Source organism: Kosakonia sp. CCTCC M2018092 (assembly GCF_003864115.1).
In the GTDB taxonomy this organism is placed as follows: Bacteria; Pseudomonadota; Gammaproteobacteria; order Enterobacterales; family Enterobacteriaceae; genus Kosakonia; species Kosakonia cowanii.
Map to the genome: position 1 here is coordinate 1707394 of NZ_CP034225.1, position 24969 is coordinate 1732362.

The window sequence follows — 24969 nt, forward strand, 5'->3', positions numbered from 1 at the left end:
CATGTTCAACAAAATTCTGGTGGTTTGTGTGGGGAACATTTGTCGTTCCCCGACAGCGGAACGGCTCCTGAAAAAATACCACCCCGGGCTCACGGTTGAGTCCGCCGGGTTGGGCGCACTGGTCGGGCATAGCGCAGATGCCAACGCCACGGCCGTGGCGGCAGATAATCAACTCTCACTGGATGGGCATGTCGCACGCCAGATTTCAGGGAAATTGTGTCGTGAATTCGATCTGATTCTGGTCATGGAGAAGCGACACATCTCCCGCTTGTGCGAACTTACCCCCGAGATGCGTGGAAAGGTCATGTTGTTTGGCCACTGGGATAACGAACGGGAGATCCCCGATCCGTATCGCAAAAGTCGCGAAGCTTTTGAAGCCGTTTACACCTTACTTGACCAGTCTGCCCGCCTTTGGGCGCAGGCATTGCAAGCTCAGCAGGGATAATAATGACAGAGAAAACACACCATTCGCATTCTGCTACGTCGGCAGTGGGCAATGACGAAATCGATATTGGCCGTCTGCTCGGCACAATCATTGAGGCTCGCTGGTGGGTGCTGGGCATTACCGCGCTATTTGCCCTCGCCGCGCTCGTTTACTGCCTGTTCGCCACGCCCATCTATAGCGCCGATGCGCTGGTGCAGATCGAGCAGAATACCGGCAGTTCGCTGGTGCAGGATATTAACAGCGCGCTGAGTAACAAACCGCCAGCGTCGGAAGCGGAAATCCAGCTGATCCAGTCCCGACTGGTGCTGGGCAAAACCGTTGACGATCTCGACCTCGACATCTCGGTGGTGAAAAATACCTTCCCGCTGTTCGGCGCGGGTTGGGATCGCCTGATGGGGCGGCAGAATGAGACCGTTAAGGTCACCTCATTCGAACTGCCGAAAGGGTGGGCGGATCAGACCTTCACTCTTAAAGTGCTGAGCCCGAAAACCTATCTGCTGAGCAGCGACGGTGGGTTTGAAGCGCGCGGTGAAGTGGGCAAACCGTTGAGTAAAGAGGGCGTCACCATGATGGTGAGCGCGATTCAGGCCTCTGACGACAGCGAGTTTACCGTCACCAAGTTCTCGACCCTTGGCATGATCAACAACCTGCAAAACAACCTGACGGTTGTGGAGAACGGTAAAGACACCGGCGTGCTGAGCCTCAGCTACACCGGCGAAGATCGCGATCAGATCCGTGCCATTCTCAACAGCATCACCCGCAACTACCTTGAGCAGAATATTGAGCGCAAATCGGAAGAGGCGGCGAAAAGCCTTATCTTCCTGGATAAGCAACTGCCGGAAGTGCGTCACAACCTCGATGTCGCGGAAGATAAGCTCAACGCCTATCGCCAGACGAAAGACTCCGTCGACCTGCCGCTCGAAGCGAAGTCAGTGCTCGACTCGGTGGTTAACATCGATGCGCAGTTGAACGAACTGACCTTCAAAGAAGCGGAGATCTCCAAGCTCTACACCAAAGCGCACCCGGCGTACCGCACGCTGCTGGAAAAACGCCAGGCGCTGGAAGATGAGAAGGCGAAGCTCAATAAACGCATCACGGCCATGCCGCAGACCCAACAGGAAATTGTGCGCCTGACCCGCGATGTTGAATCTGGTCAGCAGGTCTATATGCAGTTGCTGAACAAACAGCAGGAGCTGCGTATCACTCAGGCGAGCACCGTGGGCGATGTGCGCATCGTTGACCCGGCGATCACCCAACCTGGCGTGCTGAAGCCGAAAAAAGCGCTGATTATTCTCGGCAGCATTATTTTCGGTCTGATTATCTCCGTCGTTGGCGTGCTGCTGCGTTCCCTCTTCAACCGCGGTATCGAAAGCCCGCAGGTGCTGGAAGAGCACGGCATCAGCGTCTATGCCAGCATCCCGCTCTCCGAGTGGCAGAAGGAGCGTGACAACGCGCAAGTCGCCAAAGGCGCACGCCGCTTCAAGCAGAGCCAGCTGCTGGCCGTGGGTAACCCGACCGACCTGGCAATTGAAGCGGTTCGCAGCCTGCGCACCAGCCTCCACTTCGCCATGATGCAGGCCAACAACAATGTGTTGATGATGACCGGGGTCAGCCCCTCCATCGGTAAAACCTTTGTCTGTGCCAACCTTGCTGCGGTTATCAGCCAGACCAACAAGCGCGTGCTGCTGATCGACTGTGATATGCGTAAAGGCTACACCCACGAACTGCTGGGTACCGACAATATCAACGGTCTGTCAGATGTGCTGGCAGGGAAGGGCACCATCGAGAGCTGCGCGAAGCCAACTTCAATCAGCAACTTTGACCTGGTTCCACGCGGTCAGGTGCCGCCTAACCCTTCTGAACTGCTGATGAGCGAACGTTTTACCCAGCTGGTTGAGTGGGCGAGCAAAAACTACGACCTGGTGCTGATCGATACCCCGCCAATCCTCGCGGTGACCGATGCGGCCGTAGTAGGTCGCCACGCGGGCACCACGCTGATGGTGGCGCGTTACGCGGTCAACACCCTGAAAGAGATCCAGACCAGCCTGAGCCGCTTCGAGCAGAACGGTATCCAGGTGAAAGGCGTCATCCTGAACTCCATCTTCCGCCGCGCAACCGGCTATCAGGATTACGGCTACTACGAGTACGAATACAAGTCCGACTCGAAATAACAAGACTTATACCTCTACCCTCAGCGTGCTTCGCCCTTCCCCTTAACGGGGGGAGGGCGTAAGCGAGGGCAAAAAGCGGCATGTGGAACGCATTAGGGATCGCATCATGAGCACAACAGCAAACCCATTAATTTCAATTTATATGCCTACCTGGAACCGTCAGCAGCTGGCCATCCGCGCCATTAAATCGGTGCTGCGCCAGGATTATCCGCACTGGGAAATGATCATTGTCGATGACTGCTCCGCGTCGTTCGATCAGCTGCAGCAGTTTGTTGACGAGCTGAACGACCCGCGCGTCAGCTATACGCGCAACGACTTCAACTCCGGTGCCTGCGCCGTGCGCAACCAGGCCATTCTGCAGGCGCGTGGACAATACATTACCGGCATCGATGATGATGATGAGTGGACGCCAAACCGCTTATCAGTCTTCCTCGCCCATAAACATCTGCTCAATACCCGCGCGTTTCTCTACGCTAATGATTATGTGTGCCAGGGCGAAGTCTACGCGCAGCCGGCGAGCCTTCCGCTGTACCCAAAATCGCCGTTCTCCCGCAAGCTCTTCTACAAACGCAATATCGTCGGCAACCAGGTTTTCACCTGGGCGTGGCGGTTTAAAGAGTCGCTGTTTGATACCCAACTGAAAGCCGCCCAGGATTACGACATCTTCCTGCGTATGGTTACCGAGTATGGCGAGCCGTTCAAAATTGAAGAGGCGACGCAGATCCTGCATATCAACCACGGCGAGATGCAGATCACCTCTTCACCGAAGAAGTTCTCCGGCTACTTCCACTTCTATCGCAAGCACAAAGATAAGTTCGACCGTGCCAGCAAGAAGTATCAACTCTTCACCCTCTACCAGATCCGCAACAAGCGGATGAACTGGCGCACGCTGTTGACGCTCTTTTCGGTGCGCAACGGCAAACGTCTGGCTGATGGGCTGCGGGGTAAATAATGCGACTGGAAGATTTTCGCGCAAACCACTGGAATTTGCGCCCGTGCTGCATGGTTGCCGCCTACCGTATCGCGCACTTCTGCTCGGTGTGGCGCAAGAAGCATGTGATTAACAATATCTGGGCCGCGCCGGTCATTCTGCTCTACCGCTTTATCACCGAATGCCTGTTTGGCTATGAGATCCAGGCGGCAGCAACTATTGGTCGGCGTTTCACCATTCACCACGGTTATGCGGTGGTGATTAATAAAAATGTCGTCGCGGGTGATGATTTTACTATTCGCCATGGTGTGACCATCGGCAACCGCGGTGCCGACAGCCTGGCCTGTCCAGTCATTGGCAACGGCGTTGAGCTGGGTGCGAATGTGGTGATGATTGGTGATATCACCATTGGCAACAATGTCACCATCGGCGCAGGCAGCGTGGTGCTCGACAGTGTGCCGGACAACGCGCTGGTGGTGGGTGAAAAAGCGCGCGTGAAGGTGATTAAATGAATATTTTGCAGTTTAACGTACGCCTCGCAGAGGGCGGTGCTGCGGGTGTTGCGCTGGATCTCCACCAGCGCGCACTGCAGCAGGGTTATCAGTCGCGCTTTATTTATGGCTACGGTAAAGGCGGCAAAAAGAGCGTCAGCCATGACAACTATCAGAACGTCTATAAACAGACGCCGCGTCTGACCTCGATTGCCAACCTGGCGCTGTTCCGCCTCTTTAACCGCGATGTTTTTGGCAATCTCAATAATCTCTATCGCAACGTGACCCGCAGCGAAGGGCCGCTGGTGCTCCATTTTCATGTCATGCACAGCTACTGGCTCAACCTTGAGGATCTGGTGGCGTTCTGCCAGCGCGTGAAAGCGCACAAACCGGACGTCACCTTCGTCTGGACGCTGCACGACCACTGGAGCGTCACCGGCCGCTGTGCCTTCACCGACGGTTGCGAAGGGTGGAAAACCAACTGCCAGAAGTGCCCGACGCTGAGTAACTACCCGCCGGTCAAAATCGATCGCGCGCATCAGTTAGTAGGCCGCAAGCGCCAGCTGTTTAATACCATGCTGTCACTGGGCTGCCAGTTTATCTCTCCAAGCCAGCATGTGGCTGACGCCTTTAACAGTCTGTATGGCGCAGGCCGTTGCCAGATTATCAACAACGGCATTGATGTGGCGACAGAGGAGATCCTCGCCCAACTCGCGCCGGTCAAAGTGACGCAGGGGAAACCGAAGATCGCCATCGTCGCCCACGATTTACGCTACGACGGTAAAACCAACCAAAAGCTGGTGCGCGACATTATGGCGCTTGAAGATCGCGTCGAGCTGCACACCTTCGGTAAATTCTCCCCGTTTGAGGGGCCGCAGGTGGTTAACCACGGTTTCCTCACCGATAAGCGTAAATTGATGAGCGAACTCAATGAGATGGATGCGCTGGTCTTTAGTTCGCGCGTCGATAACTACCCGCTGATCCTCTGCGAAGCGCTCTCCATCGGCGTGCCGGTGATCGCTACCCATAGCGATGCGGCGCGGGAAGTGCTGCAAAAGTCGGGCGGCAAGACCTTCAGTGAAGAGGAGGTGCTGCCGCTGGTGCAGTGCCATAAAGCAGAAATTGCCCAGGCGGTGTTTGGCGAGAGCCTTGACGCGTTTCGTGCGCGCAGCCGCCAGGCCTATAGCGGTCATCAGATGCTGGAGGAGTATGTCTCGTTCTATCAGAGTCTGTAGCTATCTGCTGCTGCCGTTGATCTACCTGCTGGTCAACGTGAAATTATTCCAGCTCGGTGAGAGCTTCCCGATCACGATTGTGACTTTTTTACCGGTGATGCTGCTGCTCTACGTTGAGCGCATCAACCTGAAAAAATTGATGTTAGCGCTGATGCTCGGTGCGGGATTAACGCTCTTCAACTTTATTTTCGGTAAGTCACTGGATGCCAGCAAATATGTCACGTCGACAATGCTGTTTGTTTACATTGTGATCATTATTGGCATGGTATGGAGTATTCGCTTCAAAACGATCTCGCCGCATAACTATCGAAAGATTTTGAGATTTTTCTATATGGTAGTGGCGTTAATTGTCACGCTCGCCGCAATGGAGATGGCTCAGATCATTCTTACTGGCGGCAGTAGTTTGATGGAAATAATTTCGAAATATCTTATTTACAGCAACAGTTACGTGCTGAATTTTATCAAGTTCGGTGGTAAGCGAACCACGGCACTCTATTTCGAACCGGCATTCTTCGCTCTGGCGTTAATCTCAATTTGGCTCAGCATCAAACAGTTTGGTATCAAAACGCCGAAGACCGATGCTATGATTCTGGCAGGGATAGTTCTCTCAGGATCGTTCTCCGGGGTAATGACATTTATCATGTTTTACCTGCTGGAATGGGCGTTCCAGTATCTCAATAAAGAGGCGATTCAAAAGAAATTACCGCTGGCAATTATTTCACTTGCGGTGTTTGTCGTGGGCCTCGTATTTGCTTTTCCTTATATTGCAACGCGTATTGGCGATTTGGGAACGGAAGGATCCTCCTCTTATTACCGAATTATCGGTCCGCTTGTGATGGTTGGATATTCGCTGACCAATATTGATGGCGTAGTAAGATTCGGCTCACTTTATGAATATGTCGCATCATTCGGAATCTTTAACGGTGCAGACGTCGGGAAAACAATAGACAATGGGTTGTATCTGCTGATCATTTATTTTTCATGGTTAGCGGTAATACTGACCGGATGGTACATGTTTAAAGTCGCTAAAATGACGATGAATGCTTTTGGCAACAATCAGAATTTTCGCGTTCAACTTTTCTTGTTTACCCCGATCTCGTTGTTTTTTACGGGGTCAATTTTTAGTCCGGAATATGCATTCTTAATTGTTTGTCCATTTATTCTTCGTAAAGCGTTGAATATTGTCAGTTCATGAGAAGGTGGGTCACATGCTGCTAAGTGTTATTACTGTCGCGTTTCGCAATTATGAAGGTGTGATGAAGACCTGGCAGTCGCTGGCTCACCTGGCGAAAGCGCAAGATATCGAGTTCGAGTGGATTGTGGTCGACGGCGGTTCACAGGACGGCACTGAGGATTTTCTGAAAAGCCTCAACGGACAATATAATTTACGTTTCATAAGCGAACGCGATAAAGGTATTTACGATGCCATGAATAAAGGCATCGATATGGCCTCCGGACGTTTTGCGATATTTCTTAATTCTGGCGATATTTTCCATGAAGAGATCGTCGATGTTGTTCGCCAGTTAAGCGAAGCGAAAGAGACCGCAATGTATATCGGCGACGCGCTGCTTGATTTCGGCGACGGCAGCAAGCTGCGTCGCAATGCGAAAAGCGGCTGGTATATTTATCACAGCCTGCCGGCCAGCCATCAGGCGATCTTTTTCCCGGTGCACGGGTTAAAAACGTACCCCTACGATCTGCAATTTAAAGTCTCATCCGATTACGCGTTAGCGGCCAGAATGTTTAAAGCGGGCTTTCCGTTTAAGCGTCTGAAAGGGCTGGTATCTGAATTTTCGATGGGCGGTGTATCCACTTCTAATAACCTCGAATTATGTCAAGACGCCCGTAAAGTTCAGCGCATGATATTACACGTTCCCGGCTTCTGGGCAGAATTATCCTATATGTTGCGTTTACGGACGACGGGTAAAGCAAAGGCTTTATATAACAAAGCGTAACGCCCGGACATAAGGAAAGAATATGCAAGATTTAAACGGATTCTCCGTGCCGAAAGGCTTTCGGGGCGGGAACGCTATTAAGGTTCAACTGTGGTGGGCGGTGCAGGCGACATTATTTGCCTGGTCTCCGCAGGTGCTTTATCGCTGGCGCGCCTTCTTATTACGCCTGTTCGGCGCGAAGGTAGGTAAAGGCGTAGTGATTCGACCTTCGGTCAAAATTACCTACCCATGGAAATTAACCCTGGGTGATTACAGCTGGGTGGGGGATGACGCAGTGTTATATACGCTCGGCGATATCACCATCGGCGCAAATTCTGTGGTGTCACAGAAGTGTTATTTGTGCACCGGCAGTCACGACTATATGAGCGCGCATTTCGATATTAACGCGACGCCTATCGTGATTGGCGAGAAGTGCTGGCTGGCGACGGATGTGTTTGTTGCTCCCGGCGTTTCTATCGGCGACGGCACAGTCGTCGGTGCGCGCAGCAGTGTTTTTAAATCGCTACCGGCAAATGCAATTTGTCGGGGCAATCCCGCAGTGGTAACGCGCGAACGCGTTGAAAAGGTAACTCCCTAACAGGGAACATTGAGGAAAATAAATTATGTCTAAAGTCGCTCTCATCACCGGCGTTACCGGGCAAGATGGCTCTTATCTGGCAGAACTGCTTCTGGAAAAGGGTTACGAAGTTCACGGCATCAAACGCCGCGCTTCCTCTTTCAATACTGAGCGTGTTGATCACATTTATCAGGATCCGCACACAAGCAACCCGAAATTCCACCTGCATTACGGCGATCTGACCGATACGTCAAACCTGACCCGTATCCTGCAGGAAGTGCAGCCGGATGAAGTGTACAACCTGGGTGCGATGAGCCACGTTGCGGTCTCCTTCGAATCCCCGGAATACACCGCTGATGTCGACGCCATGGGTACGCTGCGTCTGCTGGAAGCGATCCGCTTCCTGGGTCTGGAGAAGAAAACCCGTTTCTATCAGGCATCCACCTCTGAGCTGTATGGCCTGGTGCAGGAAACTCCGCAGAAAGAGACCACGCCGTTCTACCCGCGCTCTCCGTATGCCGTTGCCAAACTGTACGCTTACTGGATCACCGTGAACTACCGTGAATCCTACGGCATGTACGCCTGTAACGGCATCCTGTTCAACCACGAATCCCCGCGTCGCGGCGAAACCTTCGTGACCCGTAAAATCACCCGCGCGATCGCCAACATCGCTCAGGGCCTGGAATCCTGCCTCTACCTCGGCAACATGGACTCCCTGCGTGACTGGGGCCATGCCAAAGACTACGTGAAAATGCAGTGGATGATGCTGCAGCAGGAACAGCCGGAAGACTTTGTTATCGCGACCGGCGTGCAGTACTCCGTACGTCAGTTCGTAGAAATGGCTGCCGCTCAGCTCGGTATCAAACTGCGCTTCGAAGGCACTGGCGTAGAAGAGAAGGGTATCGTTGTTTCCGTAACTGGCCACGATGCGCCGGGCGTGAAACCGGGCGATGTGATTGTTGCCGTTGACCCGCGTTACTTCCGTCCTGCTGAAGTGGAAACCCTGCTGGGCGACCCGACCAAAGCGCACGAAAAACTGGGCTGGAAACCGGAAACTACCCTGCAGGAGATGGTCTCCGAAATGGTGGCAAAAGATCTGGAAGCAGCGAAAAAACACTCACTGCTTAAGGCCCACGGTTACGAGGTTGCCATCGCGCTGGAGTCCTGAGCATGACCAAACAACGTGTTTTTGTGGCTGGCCATCGCGGGATGGTGGGGTCAGCCATCGTACGGCAGCTCGAACAGCGTGCGGATATCGAACTGGTGCTGCGCTCGCGCGAAGAGCTGAACCTGTTAGATGCCGCGGCGGTGGACGCGTTTTTCGCCAGCGAACGTATTGACCAGGTCTACCTGGCAGCAGCGAAAGTGGGCGGTATTGTGGCGAACAATACCTACCCGGCGGACTTCATCTACGAAAATATGATGATTGAGAGCAACATCATTCACTCGGCGCACAAGCACGACGTGAACAAGCTGTTGTTCCTCGGTTCGTCCTGCATCTACCCGAAACTGGCGAAGCAGCCGATTGCTGAAAGCGAGCTGCTGCAGGGGACGCTGGAGCCGACGAACGAGCCGTACGCGATTGCCAAAATCGCCGGGATCAAACTGTGCGAATCGTACAACCGCCAGTATGACCGCGATTACCGCTCGGTGATGCCGACCAACCTGTATGGTCCGCACGACAACTTCCACCCGAGCAACTCGCACGTTATTCCTGCGCTGCTGCGTCGTTTCCACGAAGCGACCCAGGAGAATGCGGCAGACGTGGTGGTGTGGGGCAGCGGCACGCCGATGCGTGAATTCCTCCATGTGGATGATATGGCAGCAGCCAGCATTCATGTGCAGGAGCTGGCGCGCGAAGTGTGGCAGGAGAATACCGAGCCGATGCTGTCGCATATCAACGTCGGTACCGGCGTTGACTGCACCATTCGCGAACTGGCACAGACGGTTGCAAACGTTGTGGGCTACAAAGGCCGCGTGGTGTTTGACGCCACCAAGCCGGACGGCACGCCGCGTAAACTGCTGGACGTGACCCGTTTGCATCAACTGGGCTGGTATCACGAGATCTCACTGGAAGCGGGGCTGGCAAGCACCTACCAGTGGTTCCTTGAAAACCAGCACCGGTTCCGGGGGTAAGCATGTTTTTAAGTCATGAAGATTTTGCCACGGTGGTGCGTTCCACCCCGCTGATCTCCATCGATCTGATCGTGGAGAACTCACGCGGCGAGTTTTTACTCGGCAAACGCACTAACCGTCCGGCCCAGGGATACTGGTTCGTGCCGGGCGGACGCGTGCAAAAGGACGAGCCGCTGGCAGCCGCTTTCGAGCGGCTGACTCAGGCGGAACTGGGACTGCGCCTGCCGATGTCGGCAGGTGAGTTTTACGGCGTCTGGCAGCACTTCTATGACGATAACTTCTCCGGCCCCGATTTTACGACCCACTACATCGTGCTCGGCTTCCGTCTGCGCGTGGACGAGGAGACCCTCGCCCTGCCAACGGAGCAGCACGATGACTATCGCTGGGTTTCGCCGGAGGCGTTGATTGCCGACCCGCTGGTGCATGACAACAGCCGCGCCTATTTCCTCGACGCGCAGGGAGTGCCGGGCTTATGAAAATCCTGGTTTATGGCATCAACTATTCGCCGGAACTGACCGGGATCGGTAAGTACACCGGCGAAATGGTGGAGTGGATGGCCCGTCAGGGCCATGACGTTCGCGTCATCACTGCGCCGCCGTACTACCCGGAGTGGAAAGTCGGGCACCCTTACAGTGCCTGGCGCTGGCGTAAAGAGCAGGGAGCCGCCACGGTGTGGCGCTGCCCGCTCTACGTGCCGAAGCAGCCGTCGACCATCAAGCGTCTGCTGCACTTAGGCAGCTTTGCCGTCAGCAGCTTTTTCCCGCTGATGGCCCAGCGCAGCTGGAAGCCGGATCGCATCATCGGCGTGGTGCCGACGCTGTTTTGCACGCCGGGCATGCGCCTGCTGGCAAAACTGAGCGGCGCCCGCACGCTGCTGCACATTCAGGATTATGAAGTGGACGCCATGCTCGGGTTAGGCATGGCGGGCAAAGGTAAAGGCGGCCTGGTGGCAAAGCTGGCGGCCGCGTTTGAACGCAGCAATCTGCATAACGTTGACAACGTCTCTACCATCTCCCGCTCGATGATGAACAAAGCGCGTGAGAAGGGCGTGTCAGCCGACAAGATTATCTTCTTCCCGAACTGGTCCGAAGTGGCGCGTTTTCGTGATGTCGACGCGGCAAGCGTTGCGCAGTTACGCCGCGACCTCGGTCTGCCGGATGACAAAAAAATCATTCTTTACTCCGGCAACATCGGTGAGAAGCAGGGATTAGAAAATGTGATTGAAGCCGCTGCGCGACTGAAGGGCCATCCGTGGCTGTTCGCTATCGTCGGGCAGGGCGGAGGCAAAGCGCGGCTGGAGAAAATGGTCAGCGAGCGCGGCCTCGACAATGTGAAATTCTTCCCGTTGCAGCCTTATGAAGCGCTGCCGGCGCTTCTCACGCTTGGCGATTGCCACCTGGTTATCCAGAAGCGCGGCGCGGCGGATGCGGTATTGCCCTCCAAGCTGACCAACATTCTGGCGGTAGGCGGCAATGCGGTGATCACCGCCGAAGAGAGTACCGAACTTGGCCAGCTCTGCCTGAATGAGTCTGGCATTGCGGTCTGCGTCGAACCGGAATCGGTCGATGCGCTGACCTCGGGCATTGAACGCGCGTTAGCGCTGCCCACAAACAACACGGTGGCACGTGAATATGCCGAACGCACGCTCGAAAAAGAGAACGTGTTAAGCCAGTTTATTGCAGATATCAGCCCGGAGAAATCCGCGACGCCCGCAGCCGCCCACGATGGCGCGGCGCATGAGGCGCGCCTCAATTTCGACGGCAATGGGGATAAATCATGAGTCAAACGCAACTCTATCCGGTCGTGATGGCCGGGGGCTCCGGCAGCCGTCTGTGGCCACTTTCCCGCGTGCTTTACCCTAAACAGTTTCTCTGCCTGAAGGGCGATCTCACCATGCTGCAGACCACCGTCTGCCGCCTGAACGGCGTCGAGTGCGGAAGCCCGGTGGTGATTTGTAACGAGCAGCACCGTTTTATCGTCGCAGAACAGCTGCGCCAGCTTAACAAGCTGACGGAGAACATCATTCTTGAACCGGCAGGCCGCAACACCGCACCGGCGATTGCGCTGGCGGCGCTGGCGGTTAAACGCCACAACCCGGATAGCGATCCGCTGATGCTGGTGCTGGCAGCGGACCACGTTATTCAGGATGAAGAGGCGTTCCGTACTTCGGTACGTAATGCCATGCCGTATGCCGAGGCGGGCAAACTGGTCACATTCGGTATCGTGCCGGATATGCCCGAAACCGGTTACGGCTACATCCGCCGCGGTGAAGTCAGCCCGGGCCAGGTCGATGCTGTGGCGTTTGAAGTGGCGCAGTTTGTCGAAAAACCGAACCTGGAAACCGCGCAGGGGTATGTCGCCAGCGGCGAATACTACTGGAACAGCGGCATGTTCCTGTTCAGCGCCGGTCGCTACCTGGAAGAGCTGCAAAAATATCGTCCCGATATTCTCGAAGCCTGTGAAAAGGCGATGGATGCCACCGACCCGGATATGGACTTTATCCGCGTTGATGAAGAGGCGTTCCTCGCCTGCCCGGAAGAGTCTATCGACTACGCGGTGATGGAACGCACTGCCGATGCGGTGGTGGTTCCGATGGACGCAGGCTGGAGCGATGTTGGCTCCTGGTCCTCTCTGTGGGAGATCAGCCAGCACACGCCGGAAGGCAACGTGCATCACGGCGATGTGATCAGCCACAAAACCGAAAACAGCTACGTCTATGCCGAATCCGGTCTTGTGACCACCGTTGGCGTAAAAGATTTGGTGGTGGTGCAGACCAAAGACGCCGTGCTGATCGCCGACCGTAACGCGGTGCAGGATGTGAAAAAGGTGGTCGAGAAGATCAAAGCCGAAGGGCGTCACGAGCACCATATTCACCGCGAAGTTTACCGCCCTTGGGGCAAATATGACTCCATCGATGCAGGCGATCGCTACCAGGTGAAACGCATCACCGTGAAACCAGGCGAAGGGCTGTCGGTGCAGATGCATCACCATCGCGCCGAACACTGGGTGGTGGTTGCCGGTACGGCGAAAGTCACCATCGATGACGAAGTCAAACTGCTGGGCGAAAACGAATCTATCTACATTCCGCTCGGCGCGCGCCACTGCCTGGAAAACCCGGGCAAGATCCCTCTCGACCTGATTGAGGTACGCTCCGGTTCGTACCTGGAAGAGGATGACATTGTGCGCTTCGCCGATCGTTACGGACGTATTTAACGCCCATTGCCGGCCCGCCGCGCGCGGGTTCGGCCAGAACAACTATTGATAACATTTATGTGGCCAGTTGCGGTCAAGGCTGACTGTTGCCTGAAGAAGAGGTAATGATGGAAAAATTAACCTGTTTTAAAGCTTACGATATTCGCGGAAAGCTGGGCGAAGAACTGAATGAAGATATAGCCTGGCGTATTGGCCGCGCCTACGGGGAATACCTGAAGCCGCAGACCATTGTGCTCGGCGGCGATGTGCGTCAGACCAGCGAATCGCTGAAGCTGGCGCTTGCCAAAGGCTTGCAGGACGCTGGCGTTGATGTGCTGGATATCGGTTTGTCCGGTACCGAAGAGATCTATTTCGCCACCTTCCATCTCGGCGTTGACGGCGGTATCGAAGTGACCGCCAGCCACAACCCGATGGACTACAACGGCATGAAACTGGTGCGCAAAGGCGCACGCCCAATCAGCGGCGACACCGGCCTGCGCGACGTGCAGCGTCTGGCAGAAGCCAACGACTTCCCGCCGGTAAACCCGGAAAAACGCGGCAGCTACAAGCAAATCTCCCTGCGCGATGACTACATCGACCATCTGCTTGGCTACATCAACACCGCTAACCTCAAACCGCTGAAACTGGTGATCAACTCCGGTAACGGCGCCGCAGGCCCGGTGATCGACGCCATCGAAGCGCGTTTCAAGGCGCTGAACGTGCCGGTGAGCTTTATTAAAGTGCACAACGAGCCGGATGGCACCTTCCCGCACGGGATTCCTAATCCGCTGCTGCCGGAGTGCCGCGATGACACCCGCAACGCGGTGATCGAGCATCAGGCGGATATGGGCATCGCCTTTGATGGCGACTTCGACCGCTGCTTCCTGTTCGACGACAAGGGCCAGTTTATTGAGGGCTACTACATCGTTGGCCTGCTGGCAGAAGCGTTCCTCGAAAAACACCCGGGCGCGAAAATCATTCACGATCCGCGCCTCTCCTGGAACACCGTTGATGTGGTCGGTCGCGCAGGCGGCACGCCGGTGATGTCGAAAACCGGCCACGCTTTTATTAAAGAGCGTATGCGCGAAGAGGACGCCATTTACGGCGGCGAGATGAGCGCGCACCACTACTTCCGCGATTTCGCCTACTGCGACAGCGGCATGATCCCGTGGCTGCTGGTCACGGAATTGCTGTGTCTGAAAGGCAAAACGCTGGCCGAACTGGTGGGCGATCGCATGGTGGCCTTCCCGGCGAGCGGCGAGATCAACAGCAAGCTGGCCGATCCGGTTAGCGCCATCAAACGCGTTGAAGATCGCTACGCGCCGGACGCGCTGGAGGTGGATTACACCGACGGCATCAGCATCGCCTTTGCCGACTGGCGCTTTAACCTGCGCTCCTCCAACACCGAGCCGGTGGTGCGTCTGAATGTCGAATCCCGACACGACGTAGCGTTGATGGAGGCGCGAACGCAGGAAATTCTGGCGCTGTTGAATCAGTAACTCTTAGTCGTTCTCCTCCCCACGAGGGGAGGAGGGCAAACAGGCAGGTACAACGATGACAAATCTAAAAAAGCGCGACCGGGCCAAAACGAATGCATCGTTAATCTCTATCGTGCAGCGATTCTCAGACATCACCATTATGTTCGCTGGGTTGTGGTTGGTGTGCAAAGTCAATGCGTTGCCATTTTTCTACATGCATCTGCTGATGGCGCTGACCACGCTGGTTGTATTCCAGATGATCGGCGGCATGACCGATTTTTACCGCTCCTGGCGCGGCGTCAGAATGATGACCGAACTGACGCTGCTGTTGCAGAACTGGACGCTAAGTATCATCTTCAGCGCCGGTTTGATGTCGTTCAACACAGACTTTGATAACACCTTCTCGCTCTATTTCACCTGGTATCTGTTAACCAGCCTCGGCCTGATGTTTAGCCGGGCGGTTATCCGCTTCGGTGCCGGCTGGCTGCGTAATCTCGGGTATAACACCCGTCGCGTCGCCGTGGCGGGGGATATGCCGATGGGGCAGGCGCTGCTCGACGGTTTCCGCAATGAGCCGTGGCTCGGCTTCGATGTGGTCGGGGTCTATTACGATCCGAAACCGGGCGGTATTGATACCGGCTGGGCGGGCAACCTCGAACAACTGGTTGAAGATGCCCGCAGCGGCAAGATCCATAACGTCTATATCGCAATGTCGATGAATGACGCCGTCTGCATCAAAAAACTGGTGCGCGATCTCGCGGATACCACCTGTTCGGTGATCCTGATCCCGGATGTCTTCACCTTCAATATCCTGCATTCGCGCATTGAAGAGGTGAATGGCGTTCCGATTGTGCCGCTGTATGACACGCCGCTCTCAGGTGTAAACCGCATCCTGAAACGTCTGGAAGATATTGTGCTCTCGTCGCTGATTCTGCTGCTGATTTCGCCAGTGCTGCTGGCTATCTCCGTGGCGGTGAAGATGAGTTCGCCAGGGCCAATCATTTTCCGCCAGACGCGCTACGGCATGGATGGTAAGCCGATCAAAGTGTGGAAGTTCCGCTCAATGAAGGTGATGGAGAACGACAAAGTGGTGACCCAGGCGACGCAGAACGATCCGCGCGTCACCAAAGTGGGCAGCTTCCTGCGCCGCACTTCTCTTGATGAGCTGCCGCAGTTTATCAACGTGCTCACCGGCGGGATGTCAATTGTTGGCCCGCGTCCTCACGCCGTTGCGCATAACGAGCAGTATCGTGCGCTTATTGAGGGCTACATGCTGCGTCATAAAGTGAAACCGGGCATTACCGGCTGGGCGCAGATTAACGGCTGGCGCGGCGAGACCGACACGCTGGAAAAAATGGAAAAACGCATTGAGTTCGATCTGGAGTACATCCGCGAATGGAGCCTGTGGTTCGATATCAAGATCGTTTTTCTGACCATCTTTAAAGGCTTTGTCAACAAAGCGGCGTATTAAGGAAAGGTCATGAGCCTGAGAGAAAAAACCATCAGCGGAGCAAAGTGGTCAGCAATGGCCACTCTGACCATTATCGGTCTGGGGCTGGTGCAGATGACGGTGCTGGCGCGCATTATTGATAATCACCAGTTCGGTCTGCTGACCGTCTCGCTGGTGATTATCGCGCTGGCGGATACGTTGTCAGATTTTGGTATTGCTAACTCGATTATTCAGCGCAAAGAGATCAGCCACCTTGAGCTGACCACGCTTTACTGGCTTAACGTCGGGCTGGGGATTGTGGTCTGCATCGCGGTCTTCTCCTTGAGCAACATGATTGCTGACGTGCTGAACAACCCGGATCTGGCACCACTGATCAAGACTCTGTCGGTGGCGTTTGTGGTGATCCCGCACGGGCAGCAGTTCCGTGCGCTGATGCAAAAAGAGCTGGAGTTCAACAAGATTGGCGCGATTGAAACCCTGTCGGTGATGGCGGGCTTCAGCTTTACGGTGATCAGCGCCTTTTTCTGGCCGCTGGCGATGACCGCGATCCTCGGTTATCTGGTCAACAGCGCCGTGCGTACGCTGCTGTTCGGCTACTTTGGCCGCAAGATCTACCGCCCCGGTCTGCACTTCTCCCTTGCCTCCGTCAGCTCCAACCTGCGTTTTGGCGCATGGCTGACCGCAGACAGCATCATCAACTACGTGAACACCAACCTCTCCACGCTGGTGCTGGCGCGTATCCTCGGTGCGAGCGTCGCCGGGGGCTACAACCTCGCCTATAACGTGGCGGTAGTGCCGCCGATGAAGCTGAACCCGATCATTACCCGCGTGCTCTTCCCGGCGTTCGCCAAGATCCAGGATGACACCGAGAAGCTGCGCCTGAACTTCTACAAGCTGCTGTCGGTGGTGGGGATCATCAACTTCCCGATCCTGCTCGGGCTGATGGTGGTATCGAATAACTTTGTGCCGCTGGTATTTGGCGAGAAGTGGAACAGCATCATTCCGATCCTGCAACTGCTGTGCATCGTTGGCCTGCTGCGCGCGGTCGGTAACCCGATCGGCTCACTGCTGATGGCGAAAGCACGTGTCGATATCAGCTTTAAATTCAACGTCTTTAAAACGTTTCTCTTTATTCCGGCGATCATTATTGGCGGTCATATGGCCGGTGCGCTGGGCGTTACGCTTGGCTTCCTGCTGGTGCAGATTATCAACACCATTCTGAGCTACTTCGTGATGATCAAACCGGTGCTCGGTTCGAGCTACCGCCAGTACATCCTCAGCCTGTGGCTGCCGTTCTACCTGTCGCTGCCGACGCTGGTGGTCAGTTATGGCCTCGGCCTGGCGCTGAACGGCCATCTGCCGCTTGCCGCCATGCTGGCGATTCAGGTTGCTGCGGGTGCCATCGCCTTCGCCATTATGCTGATTTTGTCGCGTAACGCGCTGGTGGTGGAGATGAAGCGTCAGTTTTGCCGCAACGAGAAATTGAAAACACTGCTTCGCGCAGGATAAGAAACCTTATTGAACCCCTTTATGAGGTCGTTATGAAATTATTGATCCTTGGCAATCACACATGCGGCAACCGTGGTGACAGCGCAATTTTACGTGGATTGTTGGACGCTATTGCCCGCCTGAATCCTGAGGCGGAAGTGGATGTGATGAGCCGCTATCCGGTCAGCTCCTCCTGGTTACTCAATCGCCCGGTGATGGGCGACCCGCTCTACAGCCAGATGAAAGCGCACAACAACGCCGCTGGCCTGATGGGGCGCGTGAAGAAAGTGCTGCGCCGTCGCTACCAGCACCAGGTGCTGCTCTCCCGCGTGACCGATACCGGCAAGCTGCGCAATATCGCCATCGCTCAGGGGTTTACCGATTTTGTGCGCCGTCTGGCGGATTACGATGCGATTATCCAGGTCGGCGGCTCCTTCTTTGTCGATCTCTACGGTGTGCCGCAGTTTGAACATGCGCTCTGCACCTTTATGGCGAAAAAGCCGCTGTTTATGATTGGTCACAGCGTCGGGCCGTTCCAGAACGACGACTTCAACAAGCTGGCGAACTACGTGTTCGGCCATTGCGATGCGCTGATCCTGCGCGAGCATGTCAGCCTCAATCTGATGAAGCAGAGCGGCATCACCACCGATAAAGTGGAGCAGGGCGTCGATACCGCCTGGCTGGTGGACCACCATCAGGAGGATTTCACCGCCAGCTATGCCGTGCAGCACTGGCTGGACCTGGCGGCAAAAGAGAAGACTGTTGCCATTACCCTGCGTGAACTGGCACCGTTTGATAAACGTCTGGGCACCACCCAGCAGGCGTATGAAAAGGCCTTTGCTGATGTGGTCAACCGCGTGATTGACGCAGGCTATCAGGTGATTGCGCTCTCTACTTGCACCGGTATCGACAGCTATAACAAAGATGACCGCATGGTGGCGCTTAACCTGCGCCAGCATATTCAGGATCCCTCCCGCTACCACGTGGTGATGGATGAGCTGAACGATCTGGAGATGGGCAAAATTCTCGCCGCGTGCGATTTAACCATCGGTACGCGCCTGCACTCGGCAATCATCTCGATGAACTTCGGCACGCCTGCGATTGCCATTAACTACGAACACAAGTCGGCCGGTATTATGCAGCAGCTCGGCATGCCGGAGATGGCGGTGGATATTCGCCACCTGCTCGACGGTTCGCTGGCGTCAATGGCGGCAGATACGCTGGGCCAGCTGCCGGCGATCAACGCGCGGCTGGCAACGGCAGTCGCGGCCGAGCGCGAGCAGGGCATCAAGATGGTGCAATCGGTGCTCGAGCGCGTGCAGGGGGTGAAATGAAAGTCGGCTTCTTTTTGCTGAAATTTCCTCTCTCGTCCGAAACGTTTGTCCTCAACCAGATTGTTGCCTTTATCAATATGGGATTTGAGGTTGAGATCGTCGCCCTGCACAAGGGCGATATGAACAATACTCACGCCGCATACACTGAATATAAGCTGGCGGAGAAGACGCACTGGCTGCTGGCGGAGCCGGAAGGGAAACTGGCGAAGCTGGGCTATCGCGGGCAGGCCATCGCCCGCGGCATGTTTAAGCCGTCGACCTGGAAAGCGCTCAACCTCTCCCGTTACGGTGATGAAGCGCGCAACCTGATCCTGCCAGCGATTTGCGGCCTCGCGCCGCAAACTTTCACCGCCGATGTTTTTATCGCCCACTTTGGCCCGGCGGGGGTCACCGCGGCGAAACTGCGCGAACTTGGCGTGCTCAAGGGCAAGATCGCCACCGTTTTCCACGGAATCGATATCTCGCACCGCGATGTGCTTACGCACTACACCCCGGAGTATCAGCAACTCTTTCAGCGTGGCGATTTGATGTTGCCGATAAGCGATCTCTGGGCCGGGCGACTGCTCACCATGGGCTGTCCGCAGAATAAGATTGCCGTCTCGCGTATGGGCGTCGATATGACGCGCTTTAGCCTGCGTGAAGTGAAATCGCCTGGCCGTCCGCTGCAAATTATCTCTGTTGCGCGTTTAACGGAGAAAAAAGGGCTGCACGTTGCCATTGAAGCCTGCCGCTTATTGAAAGCGCGCGGTGTGGCGTTCAAATACCGCATCCTTGGCATCGGCCCCTGGGAGCGCCGTTTGCGCACCCTGATCGAGCAGTTCCAGCTTGAGGATGTGATTGAGATGCCCGGCTTTAAGCCGAGCCATGAAGTAAAAGCGCTGCTTGATGAGGCGGATGTCTTTCTACTCCCCTCGATTACCGGTACCGATGGCGATATGGAAGGTATCCCGGTCGCGCTGATGGAGGCGATGGCGGTTGGGATCCCCGTGGTCTCGACCGTTCACAGCGGTATTCCGGAACTGATCGACGCCGGACGATCCGGCTGGCTGGTGCCGGAAAACGACGCCGAAGCGCTGGCTGAACGTCTGGCCTCCTTTGGTCAGATGGCGAGCGAGGAGCTTACGCCGGTGGTGACCCGCGCCCGGGAGAAAGTTGAAACGGACTTTAATCAAACGATTATCAACCAGCAACTGGCCAGTCTGCTGCAAACGCTTTGATGAGAGGCTTTATGACTGCGAAACGACGCTCAACCGCGCTGACGCGCCGATCCTTCCTGACCGCCAGCTCCGCGCTGGCGGCGCTTCCCCTGCTGCATATGCCTGCCGCGCGCGCCCTTGGGCGCAGTGACACGGTAAAGTTAAGCGATTACAACCACAATGACTGGCCGGCTGCGCTCAATAAGGCCTTTGCCGACGCGCAGACGGTGGAGGTGCCTGCCGGGCTGGTGTGCGAAAACATCAATACCGGTATTTTCATTCCCGCCGGGAAAACGCTGCTGGTGCGTGGGGCGTTAAAAGGCAGCGGACGCGGGCGTCTTGTCCTACAGGATGGCAGTAAGGTTATCGGCGAGCAGGGCGGCAGCCTCTATAACGTTATGCTGGATGTACGCGGCTCAGACTGCACCATTAAAGGTGTCAGCATGAGCGGTTATGGCCCGGTAATGCAGATCTATATTGGCGGTAAAGAGAAGCGCGTGATGCGCAATCTGGTGATTGATAACATTAACATCAGCAAAGCCAACTACGGCATTTTACGCCAGGGCTTCCATAACCAGCTGGATGGCGCGCGCATTACCCATAGCCGCTTTAGCGATCTGCAGGGCGATGCCATCGAGTGGAACGTGGCAATCAATGACCGCAATATCCTGATCTCCGACCATGTGATCGACAATATTAACTGCACCAATGGCAAAATTAACTGGGGGATTGGCATCGGGTTAGCGGGCAGCACCTATGACAATAACTACCCGGAAGATCAGTCGGTGAAAAACTTTGTCGTGGCAAATATCACCGGCAGTAATTGCCGCCAGCTGGTGCATGTGGAAAACGGTAAACATTTTGTTATTCGCAATATCAAAGCGAAAAACATTACGCCGGACTTCAGTAAAAAAGCGGGGATTGATAACGCCACGGTGGCTATTTATGGCTGTGATAATTTCGTTATCGATAATGTCACCATGGAAAATAGTGCCGGCATGCTGATTGGTTACGGCGTGATCAAAGGCGATTATTTATCCATCCCGCAAAATTTCAAACTTAACGATATTCAGCAGGATAACAGCAGCAGTAAATATAAGCTGCGCGGTATCCAGGTCTCCTCCGGTAACGCGACCTCGTTTGTCGCCATTACCAACATCAAGATGCAGCAAGCTACTCTTGAGCTACACAATAAGCCGCAGCACCTCTTCCTGCGCAATATCCACATTACGCAGGATGCGTCCGTAGGCCCGGCGCTGAAGCTCAATTTCGACCTGCGCAAAGATGTGCGCGGCCGTTTTATGGCGAAAAATGAGACCCTGCTGTCGATGGCGAATATTCACGCAGTAAATGAGAACGGTCAAAGCTCCGTTGATATCGATCGTGTCGATCAGCACACCGTAAATGTCGAAAATTTAAACTTCCGCTTACCCGCTAAACGGTCATAAGCCTCTTTTGAGGCTTTTGCGAGGAATCCTGGAGATTAAACCGGGGCGTTAGGATTACATCTGTTGTCATGAGGGAGCATCACTCGTCGCCATTTTCATACCTGTTTGCCATGAACGCACTGGCGAAAACAGGTCAAGGGTTTATAATTCATCAATAATTTATAGGTGGAAGAAATAATGGTTAATTTAAAGGCAGTTATTCCGGTAGCCGGACTTGGGATGCATATGCTTCCCGCTACAAAAGCGATTCCAAAAGAGATGCTGCCGATTGTCGACAAGCCGATGATTCAATACATTGTCGACGAGATTGTCGCCGCGGGGATCAAAGAGATTGTTCTGGTCACCCACTCGTCAAAAAACGCGGTAGAAAACCACTTCGACACCTCCTACGAGCTTGAAGCGCTGCTTGAACAGCGCGTTAAGCGCCAGCTGCTGGCGGAAGTGCAGTCCATCTGCCCGCCGGGCGTTACTATCATGAACGTGCGTCAGGCGCAGCCGCTGGGCCTGGGTCACTCCATCCTTTGCGCGCGCCCGATTGTGGGTGACAATCCGTTTATCGTCGTCCTGCCAGATATCGTGCTGGACACGGCAACCGCCGATCCGCTGCGTTATAACCTCGCCGCGATGGTCGCACGCTTTGGCGAAACAGGCCGCAGCCAGGTGCTGGCAAAACGCATGAAGGGCGATCTCTCCGAGTACTCTGTTATTCAGACCAAAGAGCCGCTGGACAGCGAAGGCAAAGTGAGCCGCATCGTGCAGTTTATCGAGAAGCCGGATCAGCCGCAGACGCTGGACTCCGATCTGATGGCGGTAGGGCGCTATGTCCTTTCTGCTGATATCTGGGCAGAGCTGGAAAACACCGAGCCGGGTGCCTGGGGACGTATTCAGCTGACTGATGCTATCGCCCGTCTGGCGGAGAAACAGTCCGTTGATGCCATGCTGATGACCGGCGATAGCTACGATTGCGGTAAGAAGATGGGGTACATGCAGGCGTTTGTGAACTATGGCCTGCGCAACCTGAAAGAAGGTCAGAAATTCCGCGATAGTATTCAGAAATTGCTGGCACAATAATCAAATAAATTAATCCGGTGCTTTATACCTGATTGACGAGGCAGTTAAGGATGATACTGAGAGAGTTTACTCTCAGGTTATTCTTACTGCCTTTTTTGTTTTTATCTGAAAATAAACAATTAAAAAAGGTAGTTATGTGGATTTTTTAAGCTTTTAGTCTATAGATTTTCCCTTGTTTCTATGGCTGTTTCAGCGGAGAATAGCCGCTTAGCATTTTGTGCCCAGCGCAGCGGGAATGACGCGTGTGTAGGGCCTGGCAATAATTAATGTTGACTGTCCCACACAGCGTTCGGGTAGCTGAAAGCCTGGGGCGGTAGCGTGCCTTTTATTTGCTCACGCTTCTTCCATTACCCGCCGATCGCGTTCTAAACATTGCAAAGCAAGTACGGATAATTCTCGTGAAAATACTGGTCACCGGTGGTGCAGGCTTTATTGGCTCTGCAGTTGTGCGTCATATAGTTAATAACACTCAGGATAATGTGGTTAATGTTGATAAATTAACCTATGCCGGAAATCTGCAATCATTAGCAGAAGTTGATAAGAGCGCCCGTTATGCGTTTGAGCATGCAGACATCTGTGATGGCGCGGCGATGGCGCGTATTTTCGCTGAACATCAACCTGATGCAGTGATGCACCTGGCCGCAGAGAGCCATGTAGACCGTTCCATTACCGGCCCGGCAGCCTTTATCGAAACCAATATTATGGGTACTTACGTTCTGCTCGAAGCAGCTCGTCAATATTGGACGCAACTGGATGAGACGCGCAAAGCCGCTTTTCGTTTCCATCACATCTCGACTGATGAAGTGTATGGCGACCTGCCGCATCCGGATGAAGTTGCCGCTGGCGAAGCGCTGCCGCTTTTCACCGAAACCACCGCCTACGCACCGAGCAGCCCTTACTCTGCTTCCAAAGCCTCTAGCGACCATCTGGTGCGCGCATGGCGCAGGACCTATGGCTTCCCTACCATTGTGACGAACTGCTCTAACAATTACGGTCCATTCCACTTCCCTGAAAAACTGATTCCGCTGGTGATCCTCAACGCGCTTGAAGGTAAGCCGCTGCCAATTTATGGCAAAGGCGACCAGATCCGTGACTGGCTTTATGTGGAGGATCATGCCCGTGCGCTCTATACGGTAGTGACCGAGGGTCTTGCGGGTGAAACCTATAACATCGGTGGCCATAACGAAAAACAGAACCTTGATGTGGTACACACCATTTGCAATCTGCTTGATGAAATCGTGCCGAAAGCCAGCTCCTATCGCGATCAGATTACCTATGTGAATGACCGTCCGGGCCACGATCGCCGCTATGCGATTGACGCAGACAAAATTAGCCGCGAACTCGGCTGGAAACCACAAGAAACGTTTGAAAGCGGCATTCGCAAAACCGTTGAGTGGTATTTAGCCAATACCGCATGGGTTGAAAATGTGAAGAGCGGTGCTTACCAATCCTGGATCGAGCAAAACTACGGGGAACGCAGCCAATGAATATTCTGCTGTTTGGCAAAAACGGACAAGTTGGCTGGGAACTTCAACGCGCATTAGCGCCGTTGGGGAGTATTGTTGCCGTTGATTTCAACTCTACTGACTACTGTGGCGATTTCAGTAACCCAGAAGGCGTGGCAGAAACGGTTCGCCGCGTTCGCCCCGACGTCATTGTCAATGCGGCTGCGCATACTGCGGTTGATAAAGCGGAATCGGAGCGCGATTTTGCCGAGCTGCTGAATGCAACCAGCGTTGAAGCGATTGCGCGCGAAGCGGCTGCGATCGATGCCTGGCTGGTACATTATTCAACAGACTATGTTTTTCCGGGTAGCGGCGAAACGCCGTGGCGCGAAACCGATGAGCCTTCGCCGCTCAATGTCTATGGCGAAACCAAGCTGGCTGGTGAGAAAGCTGTTCAGCAACACTGCCCGAAGCATCTGATTTTCCGTACCAGCTGGGTCTTTGCGGCGAAGGGGAATAACTTCGCCAAAACGATGCTCAAACTGGCGAAAGAGCGCGAAACGCTCTCCATTATTGGCGACCAGTTTGGCGCGCCGACCGGGGCAGAGCTGCTGGCAGACTGTACGGCCCATGCAATTCGTACCGCGTTGGTTAAACCAGACGTCGCTGGGCTCTACCATCTTGTTGCCTCCGGCACGACCAGCTGGCATGCGTTTGCCCAACTGGTGTTTGCCGAGGCGCGCGCTGCTGGCATTTCGCTTGCGGTGAAAAATGTAAATGCAATCGGGACAGAAGCGTATCCGACTCCAGCAAAACGTCCTTATAATTCACGACTTAACACTGAAAAATTTACCCGTGAATTTGAACTGGTGCTTCCACACTGGGAGACAGGCGTAAAACGCATGCTGGCGGAGTTGTTTGCGGCGGGCCCGGTTTAACTAATTTGA

Annotated in this window: 22 protein-coding genes; all 22 read left to right on the plus strand. The window is 54.7% G+C overall.

Annotated elements, in window-relative coordinates; all coding sequences use genetic code 11:
* Window position 1 precedes the first annotated feature (1 nt).
* Window positions 2–445, plus strand: a complete 444-nt coding sequence (gene wzb / locus EH164_RS07990) for a low molecular weight protein-tyrosine-phosphatase Wzb (protein WP_023479231.1) — start codon at window positions 2–4, stop codon at window positions 443–445.
* Window positions 446–447: 2 nt separating this feature from the next.
* Window positions 448–2616, plus strand: a complete 2169-nt coding sequence (gene wzc, locus EH164_RS07995; protein WP_124967865.1) for a tyrosine-protein kinase Wzc — start codon at window positions 448–450, stop codon at window positions 2614–2616.
* A gap of 106 nt (window positions 2617–2722) precedes the next feature.
* On the plus strand, window positions 2723–3568 hold the full coding sequence (wcaA, locus tag EH164_RS08000) for a colanic acid biosynthesis glycosyltransferase WcaA (RefSeq protein ID WP_023479129.1): 846 nt from the start codon (window positions 2723–2725) through the stop codon (window positions 3566–3568).
* Window positions 3568–4059, plus strand: a complete 492-nt coding sequence (wcaB, locus tag EH164_RS08005; RefSeq protein ID WP_023479173.1) for a colanic acid biosynthesis acetyltransferase WcaB — start codon at window positions 3568–3570, stop codon at window positions 4057–4059. The genes wcaA and wcaB overlap by 1 nt, the downstream gene beginning before the upstream one ends.
* On the plus strand, window positions 4056–5273 hold the full coding sequence (gene wcaC, locus EH164_RS08010) for a colanic acid biosynthesis glycosyltransferase WcaC (protein ID WP_124967866.1): 1218 nt from the start codon (window positions 4056–4058) through the stop codon (window positions 5271–5273). Before wcaB ends, wcaC begins: the two co-directional genes overlap by 4 nt.
* Entirely contained in the window at window positions 5248–6468 is a 1221-nt protein-coding gene (wcaD, locus tag EH164_RS08015) for a colanic acid polymerase WcaD (protein ID WP_076770131.1), read from the plus strand. The genes wcaC and wcaD overlap by 26 nt, the downstream gene beginning before the upstream one ends.
* A gap of 13 nt (window positions 6469–6481) precedes the next feature.
* On the plus strand, window positions 6482–7228 hold the full coding sequence (gene wcaE, locus EH164_RS08020; protein ID WP_023479138.1) for a colanic acid biosynthesis glycosyltransferase WcaE: 747 nt from the start codon (window positions 6482–6484) through the stop codon (window positions 7226–7228).
* Between the two features lie 22 nt (window positions 7229–7250).
* Entirely contained in the window at window positions 7251–7805 is a 555-nt protein-coding gene (gene wcaF, locus EH164_RS08025; RefSeq protein ID WP_042712841.1) for a colanic acid biosynthesis acetyltransferase WcaF, read from the plus strand.
* Window positions 7806–7830: 25 nt separating this feature from the next.
* Window positions 7831–8952, plus strand: a complete 1122-nt coding sequence (gene gmd, locus EH164_RS08030; RefSeq protein ID WP_023479093.1) for a GDP-mannose 4,6-dehydratase — start codon at window positions 7831–7833, stop codon at window positions 8950–8952.
* Between the two features lie 2 nt (window positions 8953–8954).
* On the plus strand, window positions 8955–9920 hold the full coding sequence (locus EH164_RS08035) for a GDP-L-fucose synthase (RefSeq protein ID WP_124967867.1): 966 nt from the start codon (window positions 8955–8957) through the stop codon (window positions 9918–9920).
* 2 nt (window positions 9921–9922) lie between these two features.
* Window positions 9923–10396 (plus strand): GDP-mannose mannosyl hydrolase, encoded by a 474-nt coding sequence (locus EH164_RS08040; RefSeq protein WP_023479130.1) that lies wholly within the window; start codon window positions 9923–9925, stop codon window positions 10394–10396.
* Window positions 10393–11700, plus strand: a complete 1308-nt coding sequence (gene wcaI, locus EH164_RS08045; protein ID WP_124967868.1) for a colanic acid biosynthesis fucosyltransferase WcaI — start codon at window positions 10393–10395, stop codon at window positions 11698–11700. Before EH164_RS08040 ends, wcaI begins: the two co-directional genes overlap by 4 nt.
* The gene (gene cpsB, locus EH164_RS08050) at window positions 11697–13133 is read left to right on the plus strand and encodes a mannose-1-phosphate guanyltransferase (protein WP_124967869.1); all 1437 of its coding nucleotides are present in this window, start codon (window positions 11697–11699) and stop codon (window positions 13131–13133) included. The genes wcaI and cpsB overlap by 4 nt, the downstream gene beginning before the upstream one ends.
* Window positions 13134–13240: 107 nt before the next feature.
* Window positions 13241–14611: a colanic acid biosynthesis phosphomannomutase CpsG gene (gene cpsG / locus EH164_RS08055; protein ID WP_023479224.1), complete on the plus strand. Its 1371-nt coding sequence runs from the start codon at window positions 13241–13243 to the stop codon at window positions 14609–14611.
* A 55-nt stretch (window positions 14612–14666) separates the two neighbouring features.
* Window positions 14667–16061 (plus strand): undecaprenyl-phosphate glucose phosphotransferase, encoded by a 1395-nt coding sequence (gene wcaJ, locus EH164_RS08060; RefSeq protein ID WP_023479218.1) that lies wholly within the window; start codon window positions 14667–14669, stop codon window positions 16059–16061.
* A 9-nt stretch (window positions 16062–16070) separates the two neighbouring features.
* Complete coding sequence (gene wzxC, locus EH164_RS08065; RefSeq protein WP_124967870.1) at window positions 16071–17549, plus strand: colanic acid undecaprenyl disphosphate flippase WzxC; 1479 nt, start codon at window positions 16071–16073, stop codon at window positions 17547–17549.
* Window positions 17550–17581: 32 nt separating this feature from the next.
* Complete coding sequence (gene wcaK / locus EH164_RS08070) at window positions 17582–18862, plus strand: colanic acid biosynthesis pyruvyl transferase WcaK (RefSeq protein ID WP_094420946.1); 1281 nt, start codon at window positions 17582–17584, stop codon at window positions 18860–18862.
* Window positions 18859–20079 (plus strand): colanic acid biosynthesis glycosyltransferase WcaL, encoded by a 1221-nt coding sequence (wcaL, locus tag EH164_RS08075; protein ID WP_124967871.1) that lies wholly within the window; start codon window positions 18859–18861, stop codon window positions 20077–20079. The genes wcaK and wcaL overlap by 4 nt, the downstream gene beginning before the upstream one ends.
* Window positions 20080–20090: 11 nt before the next feature.
* Window positions 20091–21506, plus strand: coding sequence for a colanic acid biosynthesis protein WcaM (wcaM, locus tag EH164_RS08080; RefSeq protein ID WP_124967872.1), 1416 nt, complete (start codon window positions 20091–20093; stop codon window positions 21504–21506).
* A gap of 177 nt (window positions 21507–21683) precedes the next feature.
* Entirely contained in the window at window positions 21684–22577 is an 894-nt protein-coding gene (gene galF / locus EH164_RS08085; protein WP_094420942.1) for a GalU regulator GalF, read from the plus strand.
* A gap of 398 nt (window positions 22578–22975) precedes the next feature.
* Window positions 22976–24064, plus strand: a complete 1089-nt coding sequence (rfbB, locus tag EH164_RS08090) for a dTDP-glucose 4,6-dehydratase (protein WP_124967873.1) — start codon at window positions 22976–22978, stop codon at window positions 24062–24064.
* Window positions 24061–24960 carry a dTDP-4-dehydrorhamnose reductase gene (rfbD, locus tag EH164_RS08095; RefSeq protein ID WP_094420938.1) on the plus strand — a complete coding sequence of 300 codons (900 nt, stop codon included), beginning with the start codon at window positions 24061–24063 and terminating at the stop codon, window positions 24958–24960. The genes rfbB and rfbD overlap by 4 nt, the downstream gene beginning before the upstream one ends.
* Window positions 24961–24969: the final 9 nt, after the last annotated feature.

Bases quoted from the DNA above. Each gene is read 5' to 3' on its own strand.
- wzb (WP_023479231.1), top strand. From the start codon at position 2: ATGTTCAACAAAATTCTGGTGGTTTGTGTGGGGAACATTTGTCGTTCC.
- wzc (WP_124967865.1), top strand. From the start codon at position 448: ATGACAGAGAAAACACACCATTCGCATTCTGCTACGTCGGCAGTGGGC.
- wcaA (WP_023479129.1), top strand. From the start codon at position 2,723: ATGAGCACAACAGCAAACCCATTAATTTCAATTTATATGCCTACCTGG.
- wcaB (WP_023479173.1), top strand. From the start codon at position 3,568: ATGCGACTGGAAGATTTTCGCGCAAACCACTGGAATTTGCGCCCGTGC.
- wcaC (WP_124967866.1), top strand. From the start codon at position 4,056: ATGAATATTTTGCAGTTTAACGTACGCCTCGCAGAGGGCGGTGCTGCG.
- wcaD (WP_076770131.1), top strand. From the start codon at position 5,248: ATGTCTCGTTCTATCAGAGTCTGTAGCTATCTGCTGCTGCCGTTGATC.
- wcaE (WP_023479138.1), top strand. From the start codon at position 6,482: ATGCTGCTAAGTGTTATTACTGTCGCGTTTCGCAATTATGAAGGTGTG.
- wcaF (WP_042712841.1), top strand. From the start codon at position 7,251: ATGCAAGATTTAAACGGATTCTCCGTGCCGAAAGGCTTTCGGGGCGGG.
- gmd (WP_023479093.1), top strand. From the start codon at position 7,831: ATGTCTAAAGTCGCTCTCATCACCGGCGTTACCGGGCAAGATGGCTCT.
- EH164_RS08035 (WP_124967867.1), top strand. From the start codon at position 8,955: ATGACCAAACAACGTGTTTTTGTGGCTGGCCATCGCGGGATGGTGGGG.
- EH164_RS08040 (WP_023479130.1), top strand. From the start codon at position 9,923: ATGTTTTTAAGTCATGAAGATTTTGCCACGGTGGTGCGTTCCACCCCG.
- wcaI (WP_124967868.1), top strand. From the start codon at position 10,393: ATGAAAATCCTGGTTTATGGCATCAACTATTCGCCGGAACTGACCGGG.
- cpsB (WP_124967869.1), top strand. From the start codon at position 11,697: ATGAGTCAAACGCAACTCTATCCGGTCGTGATGGCCGGGGGCTCCGGC.
- cpsG (WP_023479224.1), top strand. From the start codon at position 13,241: ATGGAAAAATTAACCTGTTTTAAAGCTTACGATATTCGCGGAAAGCTG.
- wcaJ (WP_023479218.1), top strand. From the start codon at position 14,667: ATGACAAATCTAAAAAAGCGCGACCGGGCCAAAACGAATGCATCGTTA.
- wzxC (WP_124967870.1), top strand. From the start codon at position 16,071: ATGAGCCTGAGAGAAAAAACCATCAGCGGAGCAAAGTGGTCAGCAATG.
- wcaK (WP_094420946.1), top strand. From the start codon at position 17,582: ATGAAATTATTGATCCTTGGCAATCACACATGCGGCAACCGTGGTGAC.
- wcaL (WP_124967871.1), top strand. From the start codon at position 18,859: ATGAAAGTCGGCTTCTTTTTGCTGAAATTTCCTCTCTCGTCCGAAACG.
- wcaM (WP_124967872.1), top strand. From the start codon at position 20,091: ATGACTGCGAAACGACGCTCAACCGCGCTGACGCGCCGATCCTTCCTG.
- galF (WP_094420942.1), top strand. From the start codon at position 21,684: ATGGTTAATTTAAAGGCAGTTATTCCGGTAGCCGGACTTGGGATGCAT.
- rfbD (WP_094420938.1), top strand. From the start codon at position 24,061: ATGAATATTCTGCTGTTTGGCAAAAACGGACAAGTTGGCTGGGAACTT.